Origin of the sequence: Amycolatopsis camponoti (genome assembly GCF_902497555.1) — a bacterium.
GTDB classification, from domain to species: domain Bacteria; phylum Actinomycetota; class Actinomycetes; order Mycobacteriales; family Pseudonocardiaceae; genus Amycolatopsis; species Amycolatopsis camponoti.
This window is the reverse complement of record NZ_CABVGP010000001.1, coordinates 4,029,368-4,051,492: the sequence shown is the minus strand read 5'-3', so window position 1 is coordinate 4,051,492 and position 22,125 is coordinate 4,029,368. Positions and strand designations below refer to the sequence as shown.

General features: G+C 72.8%; 19 protein-coding genes. 14 read left to right on the top strand and 5 right to left on the bottom strand.

The window, feature by feature from the left end; all coding sequences use genetic code 11:
- Positions 1-150 precede the first annotated feature (150 nt).
- Positions 151-1,305: an NAD(P)/FAD-dependent oxidoreductase gene (locus AA23TX_RS19090; RefSeq protein WP_155543847.1), complete on the top strand. Its 1,155-nt coding sequence runs from the start codon at positions 151-153 to the stop codon at positions 1,303-1,305.
- Here the strand turns inward: AA23TX_RS19090 and AA23TX_RS19085 are convergent.
- Positions 1,300-2,271, bottom strand: a complete 972-nt coding sequence (locus AA23TX_RS19085) for a magnesium transporter CorA family protein (protein ID WP_155543846.1) — start codon at positions 2,269-2,271, stop codon at positions 1,300-1,302. The two genes, AA23TX_RS19090 and AA23TX_RS19085, sit on opposite strands and share 6 nt — an antisense overlap.
- Positions 2,272-2,345: 74 nt before the next feature.
- Between AA23TX_RS19085 and AA23TX_RS19080 the strand changes: the two genes are divergently transcribed.
- From AA23TX_RS19080 to AA23TX_RS19070, 3 genes are read left to right on the top strand one after another with little or no spacing between them, the layout of a single operon-like run.
- Positions 2,346-3,293, top strand: coding sequence for an acyl-CoA dehydrogenase family protein (locus AA23TX_RS19080; protein ID WP_155543845.1), 948 nt, complete (start codon positions 2,346-2,348; stop codon positions 3,291-3,293).
- Positions 3,290-4,543, top strand: a complete 1,254-nt coding sequence (locus AA23TX_RS19075; RefSeq protein ID WP_155543844.1) for a bifunctional PIG-L family deacetylase/class I SAM-dependent methyltransferase — start codon at positions 3,290-3,292, stop codon at positions 4,541-4,543. Before AA23TX_RS19080 ends, AA23TX_RS19075 begins: the two co-directional genes overlap by 4 nt.
- The gene (locus AA23TX_RS19070) at positions 4,540-5,259 is read left to right on the top strand and encodes a glycosyltransferase family 2 protein (protein ID WP_155543843.1); all 720 of its coding nucleotides are present in this window, start codon (positions 4,540-4,542) and stop codon (positions 5,257-5,259) included. The genes AA23TX_RS19075 and AA23TX_RS19070 overlap by 4 nt, the downstream gene beginning before the upstream one ends.
- A 493-nt stretch (positions 5,260-5,752) precedes the next feature.
- On the opposite strand, the gene AA23TX_RS19065 is transcribed toward AA23TX_RS19070, so the two are convergent.
- Complete coding sequence (locus AA23TX_RS19065; protein WP_155543842.1) at positions 5,753-7,957, bottom strand: ATP-binding protein; 2,205 nt, start codon at positions 7,955-7,957, stop codon at positions 5,753-5,755.
- A 444-nt stretch (positions 7,958-8,401) separates the two neighbouring features.
- On the opposite strand from AA23TX_RS19065, the gene AA23TX_RS19060 reads away from it, so the two are divergent.
- The 5 genes from AA23TX_RS19060 (at position 8,402) to hpaD (ending at position 13,806) form a co-directional block, all read left to right on the top strand.
- The gene (locus tag AA23TX_RS19060; RefSeq protein ID WP_155543841.1) at positions 8,402-9,820 is read left to right on the top strand and encodes a fumarylacetoacetate hydrolase family protein; all 1,419 of its coding nucleotides are present in this window, start codon (positions 8,402-8,404) and stop codon (positions 9,818-9,820) included.
- A 168-nt stretch (positions 9,821-9,988) separates the two neighbouring features.
- The gene (locus AA23TX_RS51225) at positions 9,989-10,300 is read left to right on the top strand and encodes an FCD domain-containing protein (protein ID WP_439328770.1); all 312 of its coding nucleotides are present in this window, start codon (positions 9,989-9,991) and stop codon (positions 10,298-10,300) included.
- A 16-nt stretch (positions 10,301-10,316) separates the two neighbouring features.
- Positions 10,317-11,264 carry a 4-hydroxy-tetrahydrodipicolinate synthase gene (gene dapA, locus AA23TX_RS19050; RefSeq protein WP_155543840.1) on the top strand — a complete coding sequence of 316 codons (948 nt, stop codon included), beginning with the start codon at positions 10,317-10,319 and terminating at the stop codon, positions 11,262-11,264.
- Positions 11,261-12,766 carry a 5-carboxymethyl-2-hydroxymuconate semialdehyde dehydrogenase gene (gene hpaE, locus AA23TX_RS19045; RefSeq protein ID WP_155543839.1) on the top strand — a complete coding sequence of 502 codons (1,506 nt, stop codon included), beginning with the start codon at positions 11,261-11,263 and terminating at the stop codon, positions 12,764-12,766. The genes dapA and hpaE overlap by 4 nt, the downstream gene beginning before the upstream one ends.
- Positions 12,763-13,806 (top strand): 3,4-dihydroxyphenylacetate 2,3-dioxygenase, encoded by a 1,044-nt coding sequence (gene hpaD, locus AA23TX_RS19040; RefSeq protein WP_155543838.1) that lies wholly within the window; start codon positions 12,763-12,765, stop codon positions 13,804-13,806. The genes hpaE and hpaD overlap by 4 nt, the downstream gene beginning before the upstream one ends.
- On the opposite strand, the gene AA23TX_RS19035 is transcribed toward hpaD, so the two are convergent.
- The gene (locus AA23TX_RS19035) at positions 13,789-15,708 is read right to left on the bottom strand and encodes a S9 family peptidase (RefSeq protein WP_230862569.1); all 1,920 of its coding nucleotides are present in this window, start codon (positions 15,706-15,708) and stop codon (positions 13,789-13,791) included. The two genes, hpaD and AA23TX_RS19035, sit on opposite strands and share 18 nt — an antisense overlap.
- A gap of 15 nt (positions 15,709-15,723) precedes the next feature.
- A complete protein-coding gene (locus AA23TX_RS19030) occupies positions 15,724-16,137 on the bottom strand; it encodes a DUF6292 family protein (RefSeq protein ID WP_155543837.1) in 414 nt (137 codons plus the stop codon).
- A 145-nt stretch (positions 16,138-16,282) separates the two neighbouring features.
- Between AA23TX_RS19030 and AA23TX_RS19025 the strand changes: the two genes are divergently transcribed.
- The 5 genes from AA23TX_RS19025 to AA23TX_RS19005 all read left to right on the top strand — a co-directional run bounded on the left by AA23TX_RS19025 (position 16,283) and on the right by AA23TX_RS19005 (position 21,080).
- Positions 16,283-17,674, top strand: a complete 1,392-nt coding sequence (locus tag AA23TX_RS19025; RefSeq protein WP_155543836.1) for an FAD-binding oxidoreductase — start codon at positions 16,283-16,285, stop codon at positions 17,672-17,674.
- Positions 17,656-18,951, top strand: a complete 1,296-nt coding sequence (locus tag AA23TX_RS19020; protein WP_196425374.1) for an SAM-dependent methyltransferase — start codon at positions 17,656-17,658, stop codon at positions 18,949-18,951. Before AA23TX_RS19025 ends, AA23TX_RS19020 begins: the two co-directional genes overlap by 19 nt.
- Positions 18,952-19,052: 101 nt before the next feature.
- Complete coding sequence (locus AA23TX_RS19015; protein ID WP_004558414.1) at positions 19,053-19,256, top strand: cold-shock protein; 204 nt, start codon at positions 19,053-19,055, stop codon at positions 19,254-19,256.
- 292 nt (positions 19,257-19,548) lie between these two features.
- The gene (locus AA23TX_RS19010; RefSeq protein WP_155543834.1) at positions 19,549-20,481 is read left to right on the top strand and encodes an acyl-CoA desaturase; all 933 of its coding nucleotides are present in this window, start codon (positions 19,549-19,551) and stop codon (positions 20,479-20,481) included.
- Positions 20,482-20,537: 56 nt separating this feature from the next.
- Complete coding sequence (locus AA23TX_RS19005; RefSeq protein ID WP_155543833.1) at positions 20,538-21,080, top strand: polysaccharide deacetylase family protein; 543 nt, start codon at positions 20,538-20,540, stop codon at positions 21,078-21,080.
- Here AA23TX_RS19005 and AA23TX_RS19000 read toward each other — a convergent pair.
- Complete coding sequence (locus tag AA23TX_RS19000) at positions 21,070-22,086, bottom strand: endo-1,4-beta-xylanase (protein ID WP_230862568.1); 1,017 nt, start codon at positions 22,084-22,086, stop codon at positions 21,070-21,072. The two genes, AA23TX_RS19005 and AA23TX_RS19000, sit on opposite strands and share 11 nt — an antisense overlap.
- Between the last annotated feature and the right edge of the window lie 39 nt (positions 22,087-22,125).

The following is a 22,125-nucleotide window of genomic DNA, read 5'->3' as shown; positions in this document are numbered from 1 at the left end:
CGTTGACCCGTTCGGCTGAACGCCGTCCCGGGGACCGGTGACGTGCGCTCCGGCGCGGCGCCGGAGCTTCGTCGTGCCCTTTTGAGGTCCACAGTGGACGCTCCACAGTGGACTGTGTGTGCCGTCGCGCCGGGCGGGTACCCCCTCGGCATGAACCCCCACAGTCTCGTCGTCGTCGGCAGCGGACCGGCCGGCGTGTCGGCGGCTCGCGCCTACCGGGAAGCGGGCGGAGCGGGTCCGGTCCGCGTGCTCACCGCGGACACCGATCCGCCTTACGAACGCCCACCGCTGTCGAAGGAGTTCCTGCGCGGCGAGGCCGATCTCCCGTTGCTGGACCACGACTTCCCGGCGACGCACGACATCGACGTCGCGCTCGGCGATCCGGTCGCCGAGCTGGGCGACGGCCGGGTCCGCACCGCCTCCGGCACGGTCCACCGGTTCACCACCTGCGTACTCGCCACCGGCGCGGAGCCGGTCCGGCCGGGAATCCCCGGCGCCGGCCACCCGGACGTGCGGACCCTCCGGTCGGCCGCCGACTCCCGCGCGCTGCGCGCGGCCGCGTCCGGGGTGCGCAGCGCGATCGTCGCCGGCGCCGGCTTCATCGGCTGCGAGGCCGCGGTCTCCCTCTCCCGCCTCGGCCTCCAGGTGACCGTCGTCTGCCCCGACGACGTCCCACAGGAGAAACGGCTCGGCCGGGAAGCCGGCGAATTCCTCCTGCACTGGCTCAAATCCGAAGGCGTGAGCGTGCTTCGCGGCACGAAGCTGCTGTCGATCGAGGGCGGCTACCGGGTCCGCACCGACCTGGTGCCGATCCTCGACACGGGCCTCGTGGTGCTCGCGACCGGCGTCCGGCCCCGGATCGAACTGGCCGAAGCGGCCGGGCTCACCATCGAACAAGGCCGGATCCGCACTGACGAGCACCTGCGCACGAGCGCGCCCGGCGTGCTCGCGGCGGGCGACGTCGCGCTCGCCCACAACCCGGCGGCCGGCCGCGCGCTGGCCGTCGAGCACTGGGGCGAGGGCCTGGCGATGGGTGAGGTGGCCGGGCGGACCGCGGCCGGCGAAGACGCCGCGTGGGACGAGGTGCCCGGGTTCTGGTCGGTGATCGGCGACCGGGTGCTGAAGTACGCCGCGTGGGGCGACGGCTTCGACCGCGCGTACCCGCGGCCGCGCGACGACGGCGGGTTCACCGTCTGGTACGAAAAGGACGGCAAGACGGTCGGCGTCCTCACCCACGAAGCCGACGAGGACTACGAGCGAGGTCGGGAGCTGGTCCGGCGCGGCGACCCGGTGCCGGGGTCATAGCCAGTCCTTCTTCTTGAAGAGCGCGTACAGCCCGATCGAAAGCACCAGCATCACGACCGTCGAGACCCAGAACCCGGACGTCGTGCCGTTGCCCGGGTAGGCGACGTTCTGGCCGTAGAAGCCGGTCACCGCGGTGGGCACCGCGATCACCGCGGCCCACCCGGTGACCTTCTTCATGATCAGGTTCAGGCGGTCGCTCTGCAGGTTCAGCTGGGTCTCCCGGACCGTCGCGAGGCGTTCTCGCAACGCCTCGGTGTGCTCGGCGGCCTGCCGCGCGTGGTCGTGGACGTCCTCGAAGTACGGGCCCATCGTGTCGTCGGCCAGCCGCAGGTCCCGCCGCATCAACGAGCCCAGGACGTCGGGCACGGGTCCCACGACCCGCCGCACCACGGTCAGGTTCTTGCGCAGCTCGAACGACCGGCGTTGCAGCTCGGAGGTGTCCGGGCGGTCGTCGAACACCAGGTCCTCCAGCTCCTCGACCTGGTCGTCGAGCGCCTGGACGGCGTCGAAGTGGCCGTCGACGACGTGGTCGAGCAGGCCGTGCAGGAGGAACGGCACACCGGACTTCGCCAGGTCGGGCTCCAGGTCCCAGCGGCGCGTGACGGCGTCGACGTCGAAGCCGTCGTCCTTGCGGACGGTCACCAGCGCGCGCGGAGTGATGAACACGGCGAGCTCGTAGGTCGTCGTGCGGCCGCTCGCGGGGTCGAAACGGACGGCGTAGGCGGTCAGGAAGGCGTGCCCGTCGTAGCGGTCGAGCTTGGGCCGCTGGTGCTCCTGGACGGCGTCTTCCACGGCGAGCCGGTGCAGGCCCAGCTCGCCGGCGAGATCCGTCAGGTCCGCCTCGGACGGTTCGCAGAGGTCGACCCAGACGGCGGTGTCCGGTTCGGCGAGGAAATCGGACACCTCCTCGACCGGGAAGCCGTCCTTGTACAGCACGCCGTCGCGGTACGCGCGGGTTCTGGTCATACCTTCGGGGGTGCCCGGCCGGGAGAGCCTTCACACACGCGTAACCCGGCGTGGAGCGGGTACCCGTCGATCTTGTGAACGTCTTGCTGGCGGAGACCCCGCCGAAACCCCTGCCGTTCCCGCGCACGAGCGCGTCGGTCGGCGCCGAGCTGCGCTCGCTGCACGCCGCGGGCGAGCTCGGCCTGCCGCTGCCCGGGGGCGAGCGGACGGCGGCCCGCTGGGCGGCGCTGGCCGCGTTCGGCCGCCGTGACCTCGCGCTGGCCCGCCTCGCAGAGGGGCACGCCGACGCCGTCGCGATCCTCGCCGAGGCGGGCCGCTCCCCCGCCTCGGGGGCGCTCTACGGCGTGTGGGCCGCGAAGTCCGGCGGCACCGGTGCGGTCCTGGAGGACGGCGCGCTCACCGGGACGGTCCGGTTCTGCTCCGGGCTGTCCCTGCTGGAACGCGCGCTGGTCGCGGCAGGTGACCGGCTGGTCGAGGTGGACCTCGCCGATCCCCGCGTCCGGCGGCACCCGGACGCGTGGCAGGCCGTCGGGATGGACGCCTCCGACAGCGGTGACGTGGTCTTCGACCGCGTGCCCGGCGCGCTCGTCGGGCCGCCCGGCTGGTACGTGGCGCGGCCCGGGTTCGCCCGGGGCGGGGCGGGCGTCGCGGCCGTCTGGCTGGGCGGCGCCGCCGGTGTCTTCGACGGTGTCCTCGCGTACCTGCGCGACCGGGGTACCGCGGACGAGCACCAGCTCGCCCACGTCGGCGCGATGCACACCGCGCTGAGCTGCGCGGAAGCCGTGCTCGCTGGCGCGGCCACGGACGACGTGGACGCTCTCGTCGCGGGCACCTGCCGGGCGGCGGTGGAACGTACCGCCGTCGAGGTCCTCGAACGCGCGCTGAAGGTGACCGGGCCGACGCCGGCGTGCCGGGACCGGCGCTTCGCCCAGCGGGTCGCCGACCTGCCGGTCTACGTCCGGCAGCACCACGCGGAGCGCGATCTCGCCGCCCTCGGCCGGACCGTCCTGGGTGCGGCATGACCGCGAGCTCGCTGCCCGCCTGGCCGGAAGAACCGTTCGAACGTGCCCTCGTCGTCGCCGCGCACCCCGACGACGAGACGCTCGGGGCGAGCGGCCTCCTGCAGCGCCTGCACGCGGCCGGCACCGCGGTGACGCTCGTCGTGGCGACCGACGGCGAAGCGGCCTTTCCCGCCGCCGGCGCCGCGGAACGCCGGGAGCTGGCCCGGACCCGCCGGCGCGAGCTGGCGGATTCCCTGCGGGCGCAAGGGCTTTCCGCCGTCGAGCCGGTGTGGGCCGGGCTGCCGGACTCCGGGCTGGCCGCGCACGAGGACGAGCTGACCGAAGTCCTGCGCGGGCACGCCGACGGGCACGACCTGTGCCTGCTGCCCTGGCCGGACGACCCGCACCCCGACCACCGGGCGGCCGCCCGGGCCGCGCTCGCCGCGGCGCCGGTGCCCGCGCAGTGCTGGTCGTACCCGATCTGGCTCTGGCACCGGCTGCGTCCCGACGACCCGGCCATCCCGTGGTCCCGGGCGCGCGCACTGCGGCTCACGGGAGCCGAGCAGGACGCCAAGGCGGCCGCGATCGCCACGTTCACCTCGCAGCTCAAGCCCGGCCCGCGGGGCGAGGACCCCATCCTGCCGGAGGAGGTCCTGGCGCACTTCGCCGGCGATGCCGAGGTGTTCTTCCGCGAACCGCCGCGGACGTCGGCGCCGGTGAGCCGGTTCGCCTCGCTCTACGCCGCCGCGGAAGACCCGTGGTCGGTGGGGACGAAGTGGTACGAGCGGCGCAAGCGGGCGATGGTGCTGGCCTGCCTGCCCGACGAGCACTACGGCACGGTCGTCGAGCCCGCGTGCGGCGTGGGCGTGCTGACCCGTGACCTCGCGGCACGCGCCGACCGGGTCATCGCGTTCGACCCGGTGCCCGCGGCGGTGGAGCGCACCCGCGCGGCCGTCGCGGATCTGTCCCCTGTGGACGTCCACATCGGAGCGGTACCGTCCGCGATTCCGGAAGGGCCCGTCGACCTGCTGGTGTACGGGGAGATCCTGTACTACTTGGACGATGACGCGCTCGACGCGACGATCGAAGCGTCGGCGGCGGCGCTGCGCGCGGGTGGACACCTGCTGGCCGTGCACTGGCTCCCGTGGGCGCCCGAAGCGCCCCGCGACGGCCGGGACGCGCACGCGCGCCTGCTCGCGCACCCCGCGTTCGAGCCCTTGGTCGAGCACACCGACGAGCAGTTCCTCCTGCACGTGCTGAGGCGCCGGTGATCACGGCGGTCGGCGTCGTCGTACCAGCGCGGGACGAAGCTTCGCTCGTCGGTGCGTGCGTACGCGCCTTGGACCTCTCGCTGCGGCGGCTGCCCGCCGGAGTCGCGCGCGCGGTCTGCGTCGTCGCGGACCGCTGCCGTGACGCGACGGCAGCCGAGGCGTGCGCGGCGTTCGGCGAGGTGCCCGGTGTGGTCGTGGTCGCCCGGTCGGCCCGTACGGTCGGCGAGGTGCGGGACCTCGGCGTGGCGCGGGTCCGCGCGGCCCTCGGCTCCCCCGCGCCGGCGCGGACGTTGCTGCTGAGCACGGACGCCGACTCGCGCGTGACGCCCGGCTGGGCGCGGGCGCACCTGGCCCGGGCGCGCCAGGGATACCACGCGATCGCGGGGACGGCGGAGCTGTCGGACCCGTTCAGCACGTCGGCCCGGGCGCTTTCGCGGTACGACGACGTCCTCGACCGCGCGCGCACGACGGAGGGGCACGGCTCGGTGTACGGCGCGAACCTGGGCGTGCGAGCGGACGCGTTCGACGTGGTGGGCGGCTTCGGGCCCCGGGCGACGGGCGAGGACCACGACCTGTGGCGCCGGCTCGGCCAGGCCGGCTTCCGCCGCTGCTACGAGTCCGGAGCCCCGGTCGTGACGAGCGCGCGGCTGCACGGCCGGGCCCCCGACGGCCTGGCCGCCCTGCTCCGCAGCCTGGCCGAGGACACGGTCGCCTGACCTCGCCACTCCCGGCGTCAGCGGAGAGGCAGCACGCGTGACTGCACGGGCATCACGCGTGATTGAGCGGGCACCACGCGTGATTGAGCGGGCATCACCGCGATGCCCGTCCAATCACGCGAGATGCCCCTCCAAACACGGCTGATGCCCCTCCAATCACGGGTGACGCCCCTCCGATCACGGGTGATGCCCGTTTGTGGAGGTCGTTCGTAGAGGTTGTCGCTGTCGCGCCCGGCCGCGCGGCGCCAAGATCGGCTTTTGCCGCCACTCCCGATGAGAAGGGCACCGGTGAGAGCCGCCTGGAGGATCCTGCTCGCCGCGCTCGCCGCGGCGTCCCTGCTCACCGCGGTGCCCGCCGCGGCCGCGGAAGCGCGGACGCACGTCGTTCTCGTGGAGCGGGTCCGCGACACCGTCACCCTCGTCTGCGCGCGTCATGGCGGCATGGTCACCTGCGTCCCCGCGCATCGGGCCCGGCCCTACGTGACGCCCGTGGTCACAACCGGTCCAGCTCCGCTCGCACCACGGCCGCGCGCTCCTCACCGCCGTACTCCCGCAGCAGCTCCAGCGCGTCCGTGAGCACCTCGCGCGCCCGGCCGCGGTCCTCCCGGCCCAGGTGCGCGCGGCCCAGCTCGGCCAGCGTCAGCGCCTCGTACAGCCGGACCCCGGCCTCGCGCCACAGGTCCACGCTCCGGCCCAGCTCCTCGACCGCGAGGTCGAACCGGCCCAGCTCCCGGTGCACGATCCCGATCCGCATCCGGCCGTACGCCATCCCGCGCACGTCGCCGGTTTGTTCGCCGACCGCCACCGCTTCGGACGCGTACGCCAGTTCGCGCGCGCGGTCGCCCTGGCGCCCGTACAGCACCGCGAGGTTGACCAGGGTGAGCGTCTCGACGTACCGCAGCCCGAGCGACCGGTTGAGGGCCAGGCTCCGTTCGCCGAAGACGATGGCCTCGTCGACGTCGTCCCCGAGGCCGTAGACGAAGCAGAGGTTGTTGAGGGTGCCCGCCAGCTGACGCTCGTCGCCGATCGCTTCCCAGTCGGCGAGGCTCCGGCGGAGGAAGGCGTGCGACCGGCGGAACCCGGCCGCTTCGCCGCCGTGCGCGAGCTCGGCCTCGGCGACCCCGAGGTCGTTGCGCAGCGTCGCGGCGGCGACCGGGTCGACCCCGTCGACCAGCTGCAACGCCACCTCGTCGACCTGGATCGCGTCCCGCCAGCGGGCCCGCGCGCGGTGGTATTCGTACAGGCCGAGCCCGACGGCGGCGATCGCCTCGGGCGGCACCCCGGGCGTGGCGGCGGCCTGCCGGACGACCGTGACGAGGTGCGCCTGGTGCCGGTCGAGCCAGGCGAACACCTCGTCGGCGGACGCCGGCCCGGCCGACGCCCACCGTCCGGCCGCCCAGTCGTGGCGGTGCGAAGCCGCCGAGACGAGCGCCATGCTCTGCCACGCCATCGCCGCGCACAGCTCGACGACGCGGGTGATCGCCGCGGCCCGCTCGCCCGCCGGCGCCTGCTCCCGGGCGTAGAGCCGGAGCAGGTCGTGCAGCCGGTACCACCCGGGGGCGGGCGTGGTCAGGAGGTGCTCGTCGGTGAGCCGCTCCAGCAGCGCCTCCGTCTCCCGCTCGGGCGCGTCGAGCAGCCGGCTCGCGACGGGCACCGACAGCTCGGGTACGTCGAGCAGCGACAGGAGCGGGTACGCGCGGGCCGCGGAGTCGTCGAGCGCGCCGACGGCGAGCGCGAAGCTGGTCCGGACGCCGGTTTCGTCGAGCCGGCGACGTTCGTCGTCGAGCCGGTGCGCGAGGTGGGCGACGGGCCAGCGTGGCCGCGTCGCCAGCCGCGCGCCGACCAGGTGCAGGGCCAGCGGCAGGTAGCCGCACAGGCGCGCGACCGTGCGGGCCGCGGTGGGTTCGGCCGCGACGCGCTCGGCGCCGACCTCGGCCGCGAGCAGGCGCAGCGCGTCGGCCTCGGGCAGGACGTCGAGCAGCACCTGGTGCGCTTGGGGCAGGTCGGTCAGCGCGACGCGGCTGGTGACGATCGCCGCCGAGCCCCCGGCGCCGGGCAGCAGCGGCGCGACGTGGGCGGCGTCGCGGGCGTTGTCGAGCAGGAGCAGGACGCGCTTCGGGGCGAGCAGCGTCCGGAAGCGGGCGGACGCGGAATCGAGCGACAACGGCGTCGGCGGTTCGCCCCCGAGCTCCCGGATGAGCCGGTCGAGCAGGTCGAGGGGATCCGGCGGGTCGGCGGCGTGGCCGCGCAGGTCGAGGTGCAGCGAGCCGTCGGGGAAGCGCCGGGCGAGCCGGTGGCCGGCTTCGAGGGCGAGGGCGGTCTTGCCGACGCCCGCCATCCCGGCGACGGCGACCACGCCGCCCTGACGGGATTCGCCGAGCAGGCCCAGGACGCGATCCAGCTCGGCTTCGCGACCGGTGAACGCGGCGACCCCGCCGGGCAGTTCACGCGGGACGACAGCGGTGCCCGCCGGACTGCCGGGCCGCGCGGCCGCGGCGGCGAACTCGGCGCGGCCGTCGCCGGTGAGGCCGAGGGCGTCGGCGAGCCGGTCGAGGGTTTCGCGGTGCGGGTAGCGGCGGTCGCCCCGTTCGAGCGCGCCGACGGCCTGGCCGCTGAGCCCGGACTTCTCGGCGAGCGCCTCCTGGGTCAGCTCCGCGGCGCGCCGAAGGCGGCGCAGCCGAGTACCGAACGACTCCATCCCCGCTCCCCTCCCCGCACGAGGATCACATGCCGGGGAGGGAGGGCGCCAGGACAGCGGCCGGGCAGGTGGAGGTTTCCACTACGCGGGTGGCTCGCCGACCCCCGTGCGGTGGGTGCCCGGCCAGCGGAAGTTCCCGCCACGCAGAACCTCCAGCACCCCGCCTGATGCCCTGGTCAGCGGAAGTCGGTGCGCGGGCAGCCCTCGCGGCCTCCACCGAGGCGCGCGATGCCCGGACGGCGGGTCTCGCCGCCCCGAAACGTCCGGCCGCGCGGTGCGCCGGTCACCGGCACTCGACCGACTCACCCGCACCGCTTGTCGCACACGACACCACTTCACCATCCATGCTGCCGAGCGGAGCGGGAACCCGATCGGGGGTTCCCGCACGCCATAGATCGTATATTATTTGAAATATCTTTTCGTACCGGCAGGCAGGAACCCTCGATGACCAGCATCGCGCGGCCCGGCAAGATCATCGCGCTGCACCTCAACTACCGGTCGCGCGCCGTCCAGCGCGGCCGGGTTCCGCAGCAGCCGTCGTACTTCCTCAAGCCGCCGACGTCGGTGGCGGCGAGCGGTGCCGCGCTCGAACGCCCGGCCAGCACCGAGCTGCTGGGCTTCGAAGGCGAGATCGCGCTGGTCATCGGCCGCACCGCCCGCCGCGTCAGGCCCGAAGACGGCTGGTCCTACGTCAGTGGGGTCACCGCGGCCAACGACTTCGGCGTCTACGACCTCCGCTACGCCGACAAGGGCAGCAACCTGCGATCGAAGGGCGGCGATGGCTTCACCCCGCTCGGCCCCGCGGTGCTGCCCGCCGCGGACGTCGACCCGGCCGCACTGCGGCTGCGCACCTGGCTCAACGGCGAGCTGGTCCAGGAGGACACCACCGGCGACCTGCTGTTCGGCTTCGGCCGGCTGGTCGCCGACCTCTCCCAGCTGATCACCCTCGAACCCGGCGACGTCGTCCTCACCGGCACGCCCGCGGGCGCGTCGGTCGCCATCCCCGGCGACGTCGTCGAGGTCGAGGTCGACACCGCCCGGCACACCACCGGCCGGCTGATCACGCCGATCACCGAAGGGACCGTCCCGTTCGGACCGTACGGTGCCCTCCCCCGCGCCGACGACCAGCAGCGCGCCGACGCGTACGGAACGTCCACCGGGGACTTCCAGCTGACCGCCGGGCTGAAGGAACGCATCGAGTCCGTCGGCACCGCGACGTTGTCGGTCCAGCTCCGCAAGCGCGGGCTCGACGACGTCTTCATCGAGGGGCTGACGTCGACGCGGCCCGGCACCCGGCTGACCGGCCGCGCCCGGACGCTGCGCTACCTGCCCTACCGCGAAGACCTGTTCGAGAAGCACGGCGGCGGCTACAACGCCCAGAAGCGGGCGATCGACGCCCTCGGCCCCGGTGACGTCCTGGTGATGGAGGCCCGCGGGGAACGCGGCACGGGCACGGTCGGCGACATCCTCGCGCTGCGGGCGCAGGTCCGCGGCGCCGCCGGGATCGTCACCGACGGCGGGGTCCGCGACCTCGCCGCGGTGTCCGCTTTGGACATTCCCACCTACCACGCCGGGCCGCACCCGGCGGTGCTCGGCCGCCGGCACGTGCCGTGGGACGTCGACGTCGCGATCGCCTGCGGCGGCGCGGCCGTGTGCCCCGGCGACGTCATTGTGGGCGACGGCGACGGCGTCCTGGTCATCCCGCCGGACCTCGTCGAGGAGGTCATCGACGCGGCGATCGAGCAGGAGCTGCAGGAGACGTACATCGCCGAGCAGGTCGCCGCGGGCGAGCGCGTCGAAGGCCTCTACCCGATGGACGAGCACTGGCGCGGGAGGTACGCCGCATGGCTCGCGAAACGGTGAACGGCACCGCGATGAGCAAGTCGCGGATCGCGTACGAGTGGATCAAGGCCCGGATCGCCGACGGCACCTTTTCCCCCGGCTACCGCCTCGTCCTCGGCCAGCTCGCCCAGGAACAGGGCGTCAGCGGCGCCCGGGTCGCTCGACCGGGCGCGCGCCCTCAACGCCGACCTGGCCGACTGCCTCGGCCACTTCGAGCCGGCCCGGTTCACCGCGCTCAACCGGGATTTCCACGCCGTGCTGTTCGACGCCTGCCCGAACCCGCAGGTCCTCGACCTGGTCCGGCGCGGCTGGGACCGGCTCGGCGGGCTGCGCACCTCGACGTTCAGCTTCGTGCCCGGCCGTGCGCGGCAGTCCGTGGCCGAGCACGAGCAGATCCTCGGCTTGTTCGACGCGGGCGCCCCCGCTTCCGACGTCGAACGAGCCGTCCGTGCCCACCGGCTGGCGACGCTCGACGCTTTCCTCGCCCACCGCCATCCCTGACGCAGAAAGGGAACCCATGCGATTCCGCTCCGACCCCCAGGCCATCCGCGGGTCGATCGCGCCGCTGATGACGCCGTTCACCGCCGACGGCGCCGTGGACCACGCCGGGTTGACGAACCTGGTGCGCTGGCAGCTCGCCTCGGGCACCCACGGCATCTCGATCGGCGGGTCCACCGGCGAACCGGGGTCGCAGACGATCGCCGAGCGCGCCGAAGCGATCCGCACGGTCGCCGCGGAGGTCGGCGACCGCGTCCCGTTCGTCCCGGCCACCGGCTCCGCGAAGCTCGACGAGGCCCTCGAGCTGACTGCCGCCGCGCGCGACGCCGGGATCGACGCGGCCCTGGTCATCACGCCGTACTACGCGCGCCCGACGCAGGACGCGCTGTTCGTCTGGTACCGCACGGTCTGCCGGGAGTTCCCGGACCTGCCGATCGTCGCCTACAACGTGCCGAGCCGGACGGCGGTCGACCTCGCGCCGCAGACGGTCGCGCGCCTGTTCCGCTCGTGCGACAACTTCGTCGGCATCAAGGAGACGACGAAGGACTTCGAGCACTTCTCCCGGGTGCTGCACCTGTGCGGGCGGGAGCTGCTGGTGTGGTCCGGGATCGAGCTGCTCTGCCTGCCGCTGCTGGCCCTCGGCGGCGCGGGGTTCGTCAGCGCGACGGCCAACATCGCCCCGGCCGCCTGCGCGGAGATGTACACCGCGTGGCAGTCCGGCGACCACGAACGGGCGCGGGAAATCCACTACGGCCTGCACCCGCTGGTGGACCTGCTGTTCGTCGAGACCAACCCGGCGCCGGGCAAGTGGGTCCTCGAACAGCGCGGGCTGATCGCGTCCGGGCACGTGCGGCCGCCGCTGATCACGCCGAGCGAAGCCGGTCTCGCCCGGATCAAGGACCTCATGGGAGAAGGCGAGAAGTACCTCTCGCCGGTCGAAGGTTTCACCGTGAAGGGGAAAGCATGACTCACCACGTCCCGCAAGGACTGCCGGGCGAGCTGAAGCACTACATCGGCGGGGAGCTCGTCGACAGCGTCTCGGGCAAGACGTTCGACGTGCTCGACCCCGTGTCGAACACGCCGTACGCGACCGCGGCCGCGGGCCGGGCCGAGGACGTCGACCGGGCGGTCGCCGCGGCGCGCCGGGCCTTCGCCGACGGACCGTGGCCGCGCATGCTGCCGCGCGCCCGCGCGCGGGTGCTGAACAAGATCGCCGACGCCGTCGAGGCGCAGGACGCCCGGCTGGCCGAGCTGGAGACGTTCGACACCGGCCTGCCGATCACCCAGGCGCTCGGGCAGGCCCAGCGCGCGGCCGAGAACTTCCGGTTCTTCGCCGACCTCGTCGTCGCGCAGGCCGACGACACCTACCAGGTGCCCGGGCGGCAGGTGAACTACGTGCACCGCAAGCCGGTCGGCGTCGCCGGGCTGATCACGCCGTGGAACACGCCGTTCATGCTGGAGAGCTGGAAGCTCGCGCCGGCGCTGGCTTCGGGCTGCACGGTGGTGCTCAAGCCGGCCGAGTTCACGCCGTTGTCGGCGAGCCTGTGGGCCGGGATCTTCGCCGGCGCGGGACTACCCGACGACGTGTTCAACCTGGTCAACGGCTTCGGCGAGGAAGCGGGCGACGCGCTGGTCAAGCACCCGGACGTGCCGCTGATCTCGTTCACCGGCGAGACCACGACCGGGCAGACGATCTACCGCAACTGCGCGGCCGGGCTCAAGGGCATGTCGATGGAGCTGGGCGGCAAGTCCCCGGCGATCGTCTTCGCCGACGCGAACCTCGACGCCGCCCTCGACTCGACGCTGTTCGGCGTCTTCTCCCTCAACGGCGAGCGCTGCACCGCGGGCAGCCGCATCCTCGTCGAGCGGCCGATCTACGACGAGTTCTGCAAGCGGTACGCGGCGCGGGCGCGGGACATCGTCGTCGGGGATCCGCACGACCCCGCCACCGAGGTCGGCGCGCTGGTCCACCCGGAGCACTACGAGAAGGTGATGCGGTACGTCGAGCTGGGCAAGTCCGAGGGCCGGCTGCTCGCCGGCGGCGGGCGTCCGTCCGGGGTGGACAGTGGCAACTACGTGGCGCCGACGGTGTTCGCCGACGTCGCGCCGGACGCCCGGATCTTCCAGGAGGAGATCTTCGGGCCGGTCGTCGCGCTGACGCCGTTCGACACCGAGGCCGAAGCGCTGGCGCTGGCCAACGACGTCAAGTACGGGCTGGCCGCCTACCTCTGGACGTCGGACCTGCGGCGCGCGCACACTTTCGCGCAATCGGTCGAGGCCGGGATGGTCTGGCTGAACTCGCACAACGTCCGCGACCTGCGGACGCCGTTCGGCGGGGTCAAGGCGTCCGGCCTCGGCCACGAAGGCGGCTACCGCTCGCTCGACTTCTACACCCACCAGCAGGCGATCCACGTCTCGCTCGGCCCGGTGCACGCCGCCCGGTTCGGCGTCCGGAAGGGACAGTCATGACCACCACCCCGCCGGACGTCCTCCGCTGCGCGTACGCCGAACTGGTCGTCACCGACCTGGCGGCGTCGCGGGCGTTCTACGTCGACGTGCTCGGGCTCGTGGTCACGCACGAGGACGCCGAAGCGTTGTACCTGCGGGCGTTCGAGGAGTACCTGCACCATTCCCTGGTGCTGCGCAAGGGATCCACGCCCGCGCTGGCCGTCCTGGCCTACCGCGTCCGCAGCCCCCTCGATCTCGACCTGGCCGAGACCTACTACCGCGAACTCGGTGTCCGGGTGGACCGCCGTCCGGCGGGCGCGACCCGCGGCATCGGCGAAGCGGTGCGCGTCGTCGACCCGCTCGGGTTCCCGGTGGAGTTCTTCCACGAGGCCGAGCACGTCGAGCGGTTCACGCAGCGCTACGACGTCCACGGCGCCGGCGCGCTGTCGCGGCTGGACCACTTCAACCTGGACACCCCGGACGTCCCGGCGGCCCGGAAGTACTACGAGGGCCTGGGTTTCCGCGTGTCCGAGGACATCCAGGACGACGAAGGCACGGTGTACGCGGCCTGGATGTTCCGCAAGCCGACGGTCCACGACGTCGCCCTGACCGGCGGCGACGGCCCGCGGCTGCACCACATCGCGTTCGCGTCGCACGAACGGCACCAGATCCTGCACATCTGCGACCACCTGGGCGCACTGCGCAAGCCCGGCATGATCGAGCGCGGCCCGGGCCGGCACGGCGTCTCGAACGCGTTCTACCTCTACCTCCGGGATCCCGACGGGCACCGCGTCGAGATCTACACCCACGACTACTACACCGGCGACCCGGACAACCCGGTGATCACCTGGGACGTGCACGACAACCAGCGCCGCGACTGGTGGGGCAACCCGGTGGTGCCGAGCTGGTACACCGACGCGTCCGTGGTGCTGGACCTCGACGGCGTGGTCCGGCCGGTCGTCGCCCGGGCCGAGCCGCGCGAAGCCGACGTCACCATCGGCGCCGACGGGTTCTCCTTCAGCACCGGGGAGACGGAGTTCAAGCTAGGCGAGCAGGTGTGAAAACCACGCGCGCGAACGGTTCAGGACGTCGATCTGGTGGTCGCGTTCGCGGATCGAATGGTTCTCCCGCGGGTAGACGACGAACTCGTGGTGTTTGCCTCGGAGCGCGTGGTGCAGGAGTTCCGCCTGGGAGAGCGGGACGTTGGTGTCGCCTTCGCCGTGCAGGATGAGGACGGGCGTGCGGATCTTCGCGGCGTGGGTGATCGGGCTGTTGTCGACGCCGCCCAGCGCGGCCTCGAACCGGGAGTGCTCGCCGGTGGCGGCGAGCAGTGGCCAGTCGATGACGCCGGCGCCGACCAGGGCGGCGGCGAAGCGGTCGGTCCGGGTTACGGCCCAGGCGGCGAAGAACCCGCCGTGGCTCCAGCCGCCGATCCCGAGCCGGGTTTCGTCGGCGACGCCGTCTTCCACGAGGAGATCGATCCCGGTGAGGACGTCGGTGAACTCGGCGCCGCCGACGTCCCCGGCGACGCGGTGCGCGAAGGCGTGGCCGTGGCCGAGGCCGCCGCGGGCGTTCGGGAGGAAGACCGCGAAACCGGCGGCGGCCAGCCACTGGCCCGAGGGGTACCACCCGAGGTGGAAGCGGTCGGCGTACCGGTCGTAGGGGCCGCCGTGGACGAGCGTGACGAGCGGGAACGGGCCGTCGGTCCGGGACTTTCCCGGCGGGAGGATCAGCAGCCCGTCGAGGTCCAGGCCGTCGGCGGCTCGGTAGGACAGCCGGTGCTGGGCGCCCCAGGTCCGGGGCGGGACGGCCGCGCCGATCCGGACGAGGTCGCGCGGCGGGCCGGCGAAGAGCTGTTCGGGCTCGGTCCCGGTGCTCCGTACGACGGCGACCGTCCGGCCGTCACGGCTCGCGGTCAGCGAGGTGCCCTGGACCTCGGCGACCTCGGTGAAGCCGGGGTCGAGGCGGCGGATGGTCGTGTCCAGGCCCTCGGCGAACAACGCGAGCGGTGGGCCGTCGTCGACCTGGACGAGTTCGAAGGGGCAGGTGGTCATGCCCTCGGTGAGGTTTTCGCCGCCCTCGAAGACGGCGGTGCCGCCGATCAGGTCCGGCGGGGTCCGGCCGAGGTAGGCGAGATGCCAGCCGACGCCGTCGTGCCACCAGGCCGGGTCGGACGCTTCCAGCGCCGGGGTGCCTTCGTCGCGGGTGTCGCCGGTGGCGAGGTCGACGAGGTGGAGGCCGGGTTCGAAGACCCCGGGCTCACGATCGGCGCACGACCAGGTGAAGACGGCGAGCACTTCCCCGTCCGGCCGGGCCGCCACTTGGTCGACGTGCCGGTCGCCGAGCGCGCCGAGCGGGCGGACGGAGAAGGCCCGCAGGTCGAGCAGCCAGAGCCGGTCGGGACGGGCTCGGGTGTCCCAGGCGTGGGATGGATCGCGGGCCGGTCCGGCCGATGACCTGCCCGGCTGCTCGAGACCGCCGTCGACGTCCTCCGCCGAAGGGCGGCGGACCGGACCATCGTCGGCCGGAGGGGTGGTCCGGACCAGCGGATCGCCCGCGTGGTCCGCCGCGTCCGGCGCGATCAGCACCACCGATCCCGGCAGCGGGACGTGGCCGCTGATTCCCCCGGCCCACTCCGTCAGCCGCTCGGGAGCGCCACCGGCCAAGCCGATCCGGTACAGCTGCGTGGTCCCGCGCTCGTCGCGGTCCGACAAGAAGAACACCGAGCCGGAGTCCGCCGCCCAGCGCGGCGCCCGGTGCTCGGCCTCGCCACCCGCGATCTCCCGGGCGGGCGCGCTCCCGTCGGCCGGCGCCAGCCACAAGCCCGTGACCGGGTACTTCCCCACCCGTCCCAGCGGCGCCGTCACGTACACGACCCAGCGGCCGTCCGGGGACACCCGCGGTTCGCGCGGTAACAGCCGGTCCACCACGGCTTCCGCCGTCAACTCCCCCATGCCGTCCATGGGGCCAGTCTGCCGTCACCGGACCAGCGCGCGCAGCAGCGTCTCGTGATCACCCGGCTCGCGCAGCGCCGGCGCGTCGGGCGTCCCGGCGTCCGGGTCGCCGGCGCGGACCGCCGAGAGGAACCGGCCCACCGCGCGGGGTTCGGGGAGCACGGCACCGCCGAGGTGGGTCAGGACCGTCGGCCCGTCGCGGTCCTCGATCGCCGCCGCCCAGCCGTGGACCTCGTCCCAGACCAGCGCCAGGTCGTGCCCGGGGAACCGGTTCAGGCGCCAGTCGAGCGCGATGTACGCCGCCGCGGGCGTTCCCGCGTCCAGGGTGCAGGACTCCAGCCCGACCCCCACCGCGCGGGCCACCGCGGCGATGTACCCGCGCAGCCCCCGCTCGAACGAGAACTCCGTGTCGCGCTCGAAATCGATCAGAATGCTCAACGCCGCCTCGCTTTCCCCAGGTCGCCGCGGGATCCCCGCGGTCCGAGCCTCGAATACCCGCCCGCGCCCCGATCAATCGCGAAGATCCGATGTTCATGCCCCACGGCACAGTGCGCCCGCCCCTGCCGTGAGGCAGGATCGAGACGTGACCATCGATCAGGCCGGGGTGCCGGAAGCCCGTCCGGGCCCGGCGTTCCCCGAGCACGAAGCCCGCGTCGACGATCTGCGGCGGCAGCTCACCGCGATCAGCGGTGAAGCCACCGTCCGGCTCGCGAAGCGGACATCCAACCTCTTCCGTTCCCGGGCCGCCGCGAAACACCCGGGACTGGACGTTTCGGGCTTCACCCACGTACTGCGCGTCGACCCCGGAACGCGCACCGCCGACGTCGAGGGGATGGTCACCTACGAGCAGCTCGTCGACGCCACGCTGCCGCACGGCCTGATGCCCCTGGTCGTCCCGCAGCTCAAGACCATCACGCTCGGCGGGGCGGTCACCGGCCTCGGCATCGAGTCCTCGTCCTTCCGCAACGGCATGCCGCACGAATCCGTGCTCGAGCTGGAGATCCTCACCGGGGACGGCCGGATCGTCGTCGCCACCCCGGACAACGAGCACGCGGCCCTCTTCCGCGGCTTCCCCAACTCCTACGGCACCCTCGGCTACGCGCTGCGGCTGAAGATCGTCCTCGAGCCGGTCAAGCCGTTCGTCGAGCTGCGCCACGTCCGCTACCACGACCGGGACACCTACTTCCGCGCCCTCACCGAGGCCTGCGACAGCGGCGAGCACGACTTCGTCGACGGCACGGTGTTCGGTCCCGGCGAGCTGTACCTGACCCTGGCCACGTTCACCGAGACGGCGCCCGCGACCAGCGACTACACCTGGCTCGACATCTACTACCGCTCGATCCAGGCCCGGGAGACCGACCACCTCACCGTCCGCGACTACCTCTGGCGCTGGGACACCGACTGGTTCTGGTGCTCCCGCGCGTTCGGCGTCCAGCACCGGCTCCCGCGGCTGCTGCTCGGCCGCCGGTTCCTGCGGTCCTCCGTCTACTGGAAGGCCGTGGCGCTCGACCGCCGGTTCAAGATCGCGCAGCGGCTGCTCAAGCTCCGGCGCATGCCGCCGGAAGAGACGATCGTGCAGGACATCGAGGTACCGGTCAGCCGCGCCGCGGAGTTCCTCGAGTTCTTCGAACGCGAGATCCCGATCAGCCCGGTCTGGGTTTGCCCGCTGCGGCAGCGTCCCGGTGGCGTGCGGTGGCCGCTCTACGAGCTGGACCCCGAAGCGCTCTACGTCAACTTCGGGTTCTGGTCGGCCGTGCCGCTCGACCCGGGCGAGCGTGACGGCGTGCACAACCGGATGATCGAAGCCGAGGTCACCCGGCTGGGCGGGCACAAGTCGCTCTATTCGGACAGCTTCTACTCCGAAGACGAGTTCTGGCGGCTCTACAACGGCGACGCCTACCGGGAGCTCAAGCGGACCTACGACCCGGGCGAGCGCCTGCTCGGCCTCTACGAGAAATGTGTCCGCCGCCGGTGAAAGGAACGAACGTGACCCAGGCAAGCACCCCGGTCGGCGAGGTCTTCGAGCGCCTGCTCGGCCCCCGCGCGACCGTGTCGATCACCGCCTACGACGGCAGCAGCAGCGGCCCGGCCGACGCGCCGGTCTCGATCCAGGTGCGCTCCCCGCTGGCCCTGGACTACCTGATGTCGTCCCCCGGCGACCTCGGTCTCGCCCGCGCGTACGTCGCCGGCGCGCTCGACGTCACCGGCGACCTCTACACCGCGCTGCACGCGCTGTCGGCCCAGGTCGACCAGCTCACCCCGGCCGACCGGCTGTGGCTGCTGCGCAAGCTCGGTGCCCGCCACCTGCGGGTCGTCAAGCCGCCCGCCGAGGAGCACCCCAGCCGGATCCGGCGCGGGATGACCGCGCTGCGGCACTCGAAGGGCCGCGACAGCGAGGCCATCGCCAGCCACTACGACGTGTCCAACCGGTTCTACGAGCTGGTCCTCGGCCCGTCGATGGCCTACACGTGCGCGGTGTTCCCCCAGGCCGGCGCCTCGCTGGAGGAGGCGCAGGAGCACAAGTTCGACCTGGTCTGCCGCAAGCTCGGCCTCCAGCCGGGGATGAAGCTGCTCGACGTCGGCTGCGGCTGGGGCGGGATGGTCGCGCACGCCGTCCGGCACTACGGCGTCGAGGCGCTGGGCGTCACGCTCTCGCGCGAGCAGGCCCAGTGGGCGCAGAAGAACATCGTCTCCCTCGGCTTGGCCGACCGCGCCGAGATCCGCCATCTCGACTACCGGGACGTCACCGAAACCGGGTTCGACGCGATTTCGTCGATCGGCCTGACCGAGCACATCGGCGCCCGCAACGTGCCCGGCTACTTCCGGTTCCTCGCGGAGAAGCTCAAGCCGCACGGGCGTCTGCTCAACCACTGCATCACCAACCCCGACACCAGCGTCGCCCACCGGTCGCGCGGGTTCATCGACCGCTACGTCTTCCCGGACGGCGAGCTCGAGGCGCCCGGTGAGCTCGTCACGGCCATGCACGACGCCGGCCTGGAGGTTCGTCACTCGGAGAACCTCCGCGAGCACTACGCGCTGACGCTGGCCGGGTGGTGCGCGAACCTCGACGAGCACTGGGACGAGGCGGTCTCCGAGGCCGGTGCCGGGCGCAGCCGGGTGTGGGCGCTCTACCTCGCGGCCTGCCGGCTGGCGTTCGAACGCCGCGAGATCGAACTGCACCAGATCCTCGGGGTGCGGACCGACCGCGAGGGCGGGATGGGGATGCCGCTGCGCCCCGATTGGGGAATTTGACCACCGGGGCTGGCCAGTCGGGACCGGCAATGGGAGGATGGTCCCGAGACCGGGCGTCCGAACGGGACGTCCAGGCTCACTAAAAAAGAGTAGGTATGGGTATGGCTCAGGGCAGTGTCAAGTGGTTCAACGGCGAAAAGGGCTTCGGCTTCATCGCGCAGGACGGCGGGGGTCCGGACGTGTTCGTCCACTACTCCGAGATCCAGGGCAGCGGCTTCAAGTCGCTCGACGAGGGTCAGCGCGTGGAGTTCGAAATCGGCCAGGGCCAGAAGGGCCCGCAGGCCCAGCGCGTCAGCGTCATCTGAGCCACGAGGCATCCTGAAGGCCCTCGCCCCCACCGGGGCGGGGGCCTTTCTCGTGCGCGGCCACACTGCGGATTCACAACGGTCCGGTAACGTAGGCGGGGTCGAGAGCTTTTTCGAGTGCCGGTGTCCCGCCGGTCCCACTCCCGACCCAGGCCACCCGAGGCCGATCGCCGACAGGAGCGGCGACGTGCCGGCCCCCACCGCAGACCGCAGACCGCCGGGTGTTTCCCGCTCCCCGGCCTCCCGTGCGTGAGCCCCGCTCCGCACGCGATGACTTCGAAACGAGTTGTGCATGACAGCCTCCGTGAAGGCTCGACCTTCCGTCCCCAAACCCGTGCTCTCCGGCCGCCAAACCGTGGCCGAGCTGATCACCATCCGCACGTTCCTGCTGGTCCCCTTCCTCGCGCTCGCCGCGGCCGTCCCGGTGTTCTGGGGCTGGGGCGTCAGCTGGCTCGACCTCACCATCGGCGGCGCGTTCTTCGTGGTGTCGACGCTCGGCATCACCGTCGGCTACCACCGCTACTTCACCCACGGCGCGTTCCGCGCGAAGCGGGCGCTGCGGATCGCCCTGGCCATCGCCGGCGGCCTCGCGGCGCAGGGCCCGGTGATCGGCTGGGTCGCCGACCACCGCCGTCACCACGCGTTCTCCGACCGCGAGGGCGACCCGCACTCGCCGTGGCTGTTCGGTACGTCGCCGGTCGCGCTCGCCCGCGGCTTCTGGCACGCCCACATGGGCTGGCTCTTCGGACGTGACAAGACCAACGTCGACCGCTTCGCCCCCGACCTGGAGCGCGACCGCGACATGCGCGTCGTCGACCGCCTCTTCCCGCTGTGGGTCGTGCTGAGCCTGCTGCTGCCGCCCCTGCTCGGCGGGCTGATCACCCTGTCGTGGTGGGGTGCGCTCACCGCGTTCCTCTGGGCCGGCCTGGCCCGCATCTCGTTCCAGCACCACGTCACGTGGTCGGTGAACTCGATCTGCCACATGATCGGCGAGCGCCCGTTCGCCAGCCGCGACCGCTCGGCGAACTTCTGGCCGCTGGCGATCCTGTCGATGGGCGAGTCCTGGCACAACACCCACCACGCGGACCCGACGTCGGCCCGCCACGGCGCCCAGCGCGGGCAGATCGACATCTCGGCCCGGGTGATCTGGGCGTTCGAGAAGCTCGGCTGGGCGTGGAACGTCCGGTGGCCGACCGCCAAGCGGCTGGCCGCGCTGGCCCGCTGACGAAAGCACGCCGAAAGTCCTTGCCCCCCGCGGCCGTACCGGGTGACCGTCGCCGGATGGACACCGTGGCGCTGACCTTCGACGACGGCCCGTACCCCTCGACGACGCCGGCGCTGCTGGCCGCGCTCGGCGGGGTGCGGGCCACGTTCTTCCTGTGGGGCGAGCACGCCGCGGCGCACCCGGACCTGGTCCGGGCGATCGCCGCGGCGGGGCACACGATCGGCAACCACACCTGGACGCACCCACACCTCACCGGGCTGTCCGCCGACGCCCGTGACCAGGAGATCCGGCGGACGCAGGACCTCCTGGTCACGCTGACCGGACTGCGCCCGGCGCTGTTCCGGCCGCCCTACGGCGACACGGACGATGCCGTCCGGACGACCGCCGCCGAGCACGAGCTCACCGAGGTGCTGTGGACGGTCGACACCCGAGACTGGGCGGGCGCCCCGGCGGACGAGGTCGAGGCCGCGGCGTCGCGAGCCGAGCCGGGCGGCGTCGTCCTGATGCACGAAGGCCGCCCGGCGACGGTCGAAGCGGTACCCCGGATCCTCGCGGCCCTCGCCGCCCGCGGCCTGCGCCCGGTCCCGATCAGGGGTTGATGCGCAGGTACGCCGGCTTCGGCCGGAGGTTCTCGTCGAACAGGCAGGCCGCGCCCTCGCCCGGGAAGACGGCCGGGACCCACGAGTGCCGGTCCGTGAAGCCCCACGTCGTGAACTCGACGCAGCGCCGGACCGCCTGGCAGCCGTCCCACAACCGGTCGAAGTAGCTCGCCTGCGTGTCGAGCTTCGCCGCGTCGGGCGGGGTCGGGATCCGGACGTCGGCTTCGGTGATCGCGACGTCCACGCCGAGCTTCGTCAGCCGGGCCAGGTTCTCGCGGTACTCCCCCGGGAAGCCGTACTGGATCGACAGGTGCGCCTGGACCCCGACGCCGCCGATCGGGACGCCCTGCCGCTTGAGGGTCTTCACCAGGTCGTACACCGCGTCGCTCTTCGGGTTGCGGCCTTCGATGTTGTAGTCGTTGATGTACAGCGTCGCGGACGGGTCGGCCGCGTGCGCCCAGCGGAAGACGTCGGCGACGAAGCCGTCGCCGAGCTTCTGCCGGAAGACGGTGTCGCGGCGCGTACCGTCCTCGTTGAACAGCTCGTTGACGACGTCCCAGGCGCGGATCTTTCCCTTGTACCGCTTGACTTCCGTGGTGATGTGGTCGCGCAGGACGCGCCGCAGCTCGGCGGCCGGCAGCGCGGCCACCCAGTCCGGCAGCTGGGAGTGCCAGACCAGCGTGTGACCGCGGACGGTCTTGTGGTGCGTTTGCGCGTACCGGACGATCGCGTCGGCGCCCGACCAGTCGTACTGGCCGCGAACGGCTTCGACCGTGCCCCATTTCATCTCGTTCTCGGGCGTCACGTTGTCGAATTCCCGGGTGAGAACGGCCCGGTAATCGGCTTCGTCCGCCAAGTAGGACGCCGCCACCGCACTGCCGACGTAGCGATGGGTGATGTCTTTCAGCGGAACGGCCGCGGAAGCCGCCGGCGCCTGCCACACGGCAATGCCCGTGACGACCGCGGCCGCCAGCAGGGCGCGTTTAATAGGAATACTTCGCAGCATCTCTTTCCTCCGTTTTCCGAAAGTTTCGAGGTGTGTCAA

Excerpts from the sequence above, each read along its gene's own strand:
- AA23TX_RS19090 (WP_155543847.1), top strand. The coding sequence starts at position 151 with ATGAACCCCCACAGTCTCGTCGTCGTCGGCAGCGGACCGGCCGGCGTG.
- AA23TX_RS19085 (WP_155543846.1), bottom strand. The coding sequence starts at position 2,271 with ATGACCAGAACCCGCGCGTACCGCGACGGCGTGCTGTACAAGGACGGC.
- AA23TX_RS19075 (WP_155543844.1), top strand. The coding sequence starts at position 3,290 with ATGACCGCGAGCTCGCTGCCCGCCTGGCCGGAAGAACCGTTCGAACGT.
- AA23TX_RS19065 (WP_155543842.1), bottom strand. The coding sequence starts at position 7,957 with ATGGAGTCGTTCGGTACTCGGCTGCGCCGCCTTCGGCGCGCCGCGGAG.
- AA23TX_RS19060 (WP_155543841.1), top strand. The coding sequence starts at position 8,402 with ATGACCAGCATCGCGCGGCCCGGCAAGATCATCGCGCTGCACCTCAAC.
- dapA (WP_155543840.1), top strand. The coding sequence starts at position 10,317 with ATGCGATTCCGCTCCGACCCCCAGGCCATCCGCGGGTCGATCGCGCCG.
- hpaE (WP_155543839.1), top strand. The coding sequence starts at position 11,261 with ATGACTCACCACGTCCCGCAAGGACTGCCGGGCGAGCTGAAGCACTAC.
- hpaD (WP_155543838.1), top strand. The coding sequence starts at position 12,763 with ATGACCACCACCCCGCCGGACGTCCTCCGCTGCGCGTACGCCGAACTG.
- AA23TX_RS19035 (WP_230862569.1), bottom strand. The coding sequence starts at position 15,708 with ATGGACGGCATGGGGGAGTTGACGGCGGAAGCCGTGGTGGACCGGCTG.
- AA23TX_RS19020 (WP_196425374.1), top strand. The coding sequence starts at position 17,656 with ATGTGTCCGCCGCCGGTGAAAGGAACGAACGTGACCCAGGCAAGCACC.
- AA23TX_RS19015 (WP_004558414.1), top strand. The coding sequence starts at position 19,053 with ATGGCTCAGGGCAGTGTCAAGTGGTTCAACGGCGAAAAGGGCTTCGGC.
- AA23TX_RS19010 (WP_155543834.1), top strand. The coding sequence starts at position 19,549 with ATGACAGCCTCCGTGAAGGCTCGACCTTCCGTCCCCAAACCCGTGCTC.
- AA23TX_RS19005 (WP_155543833.1), top strand. The coding sequence starts at position 20,538 with ATGGACACCGTGGCGCTGACCTTCGACGACGGCCCGTACCCCTCGACG.
- AA23TX_RS19000 (WP_230862568.1), bottom strand. The coding sequence starts at position 22,086 with ATGCTGCGAAGTATTCCTATTAAACGCGCCCTGCTGGCGGCCGCGGTC.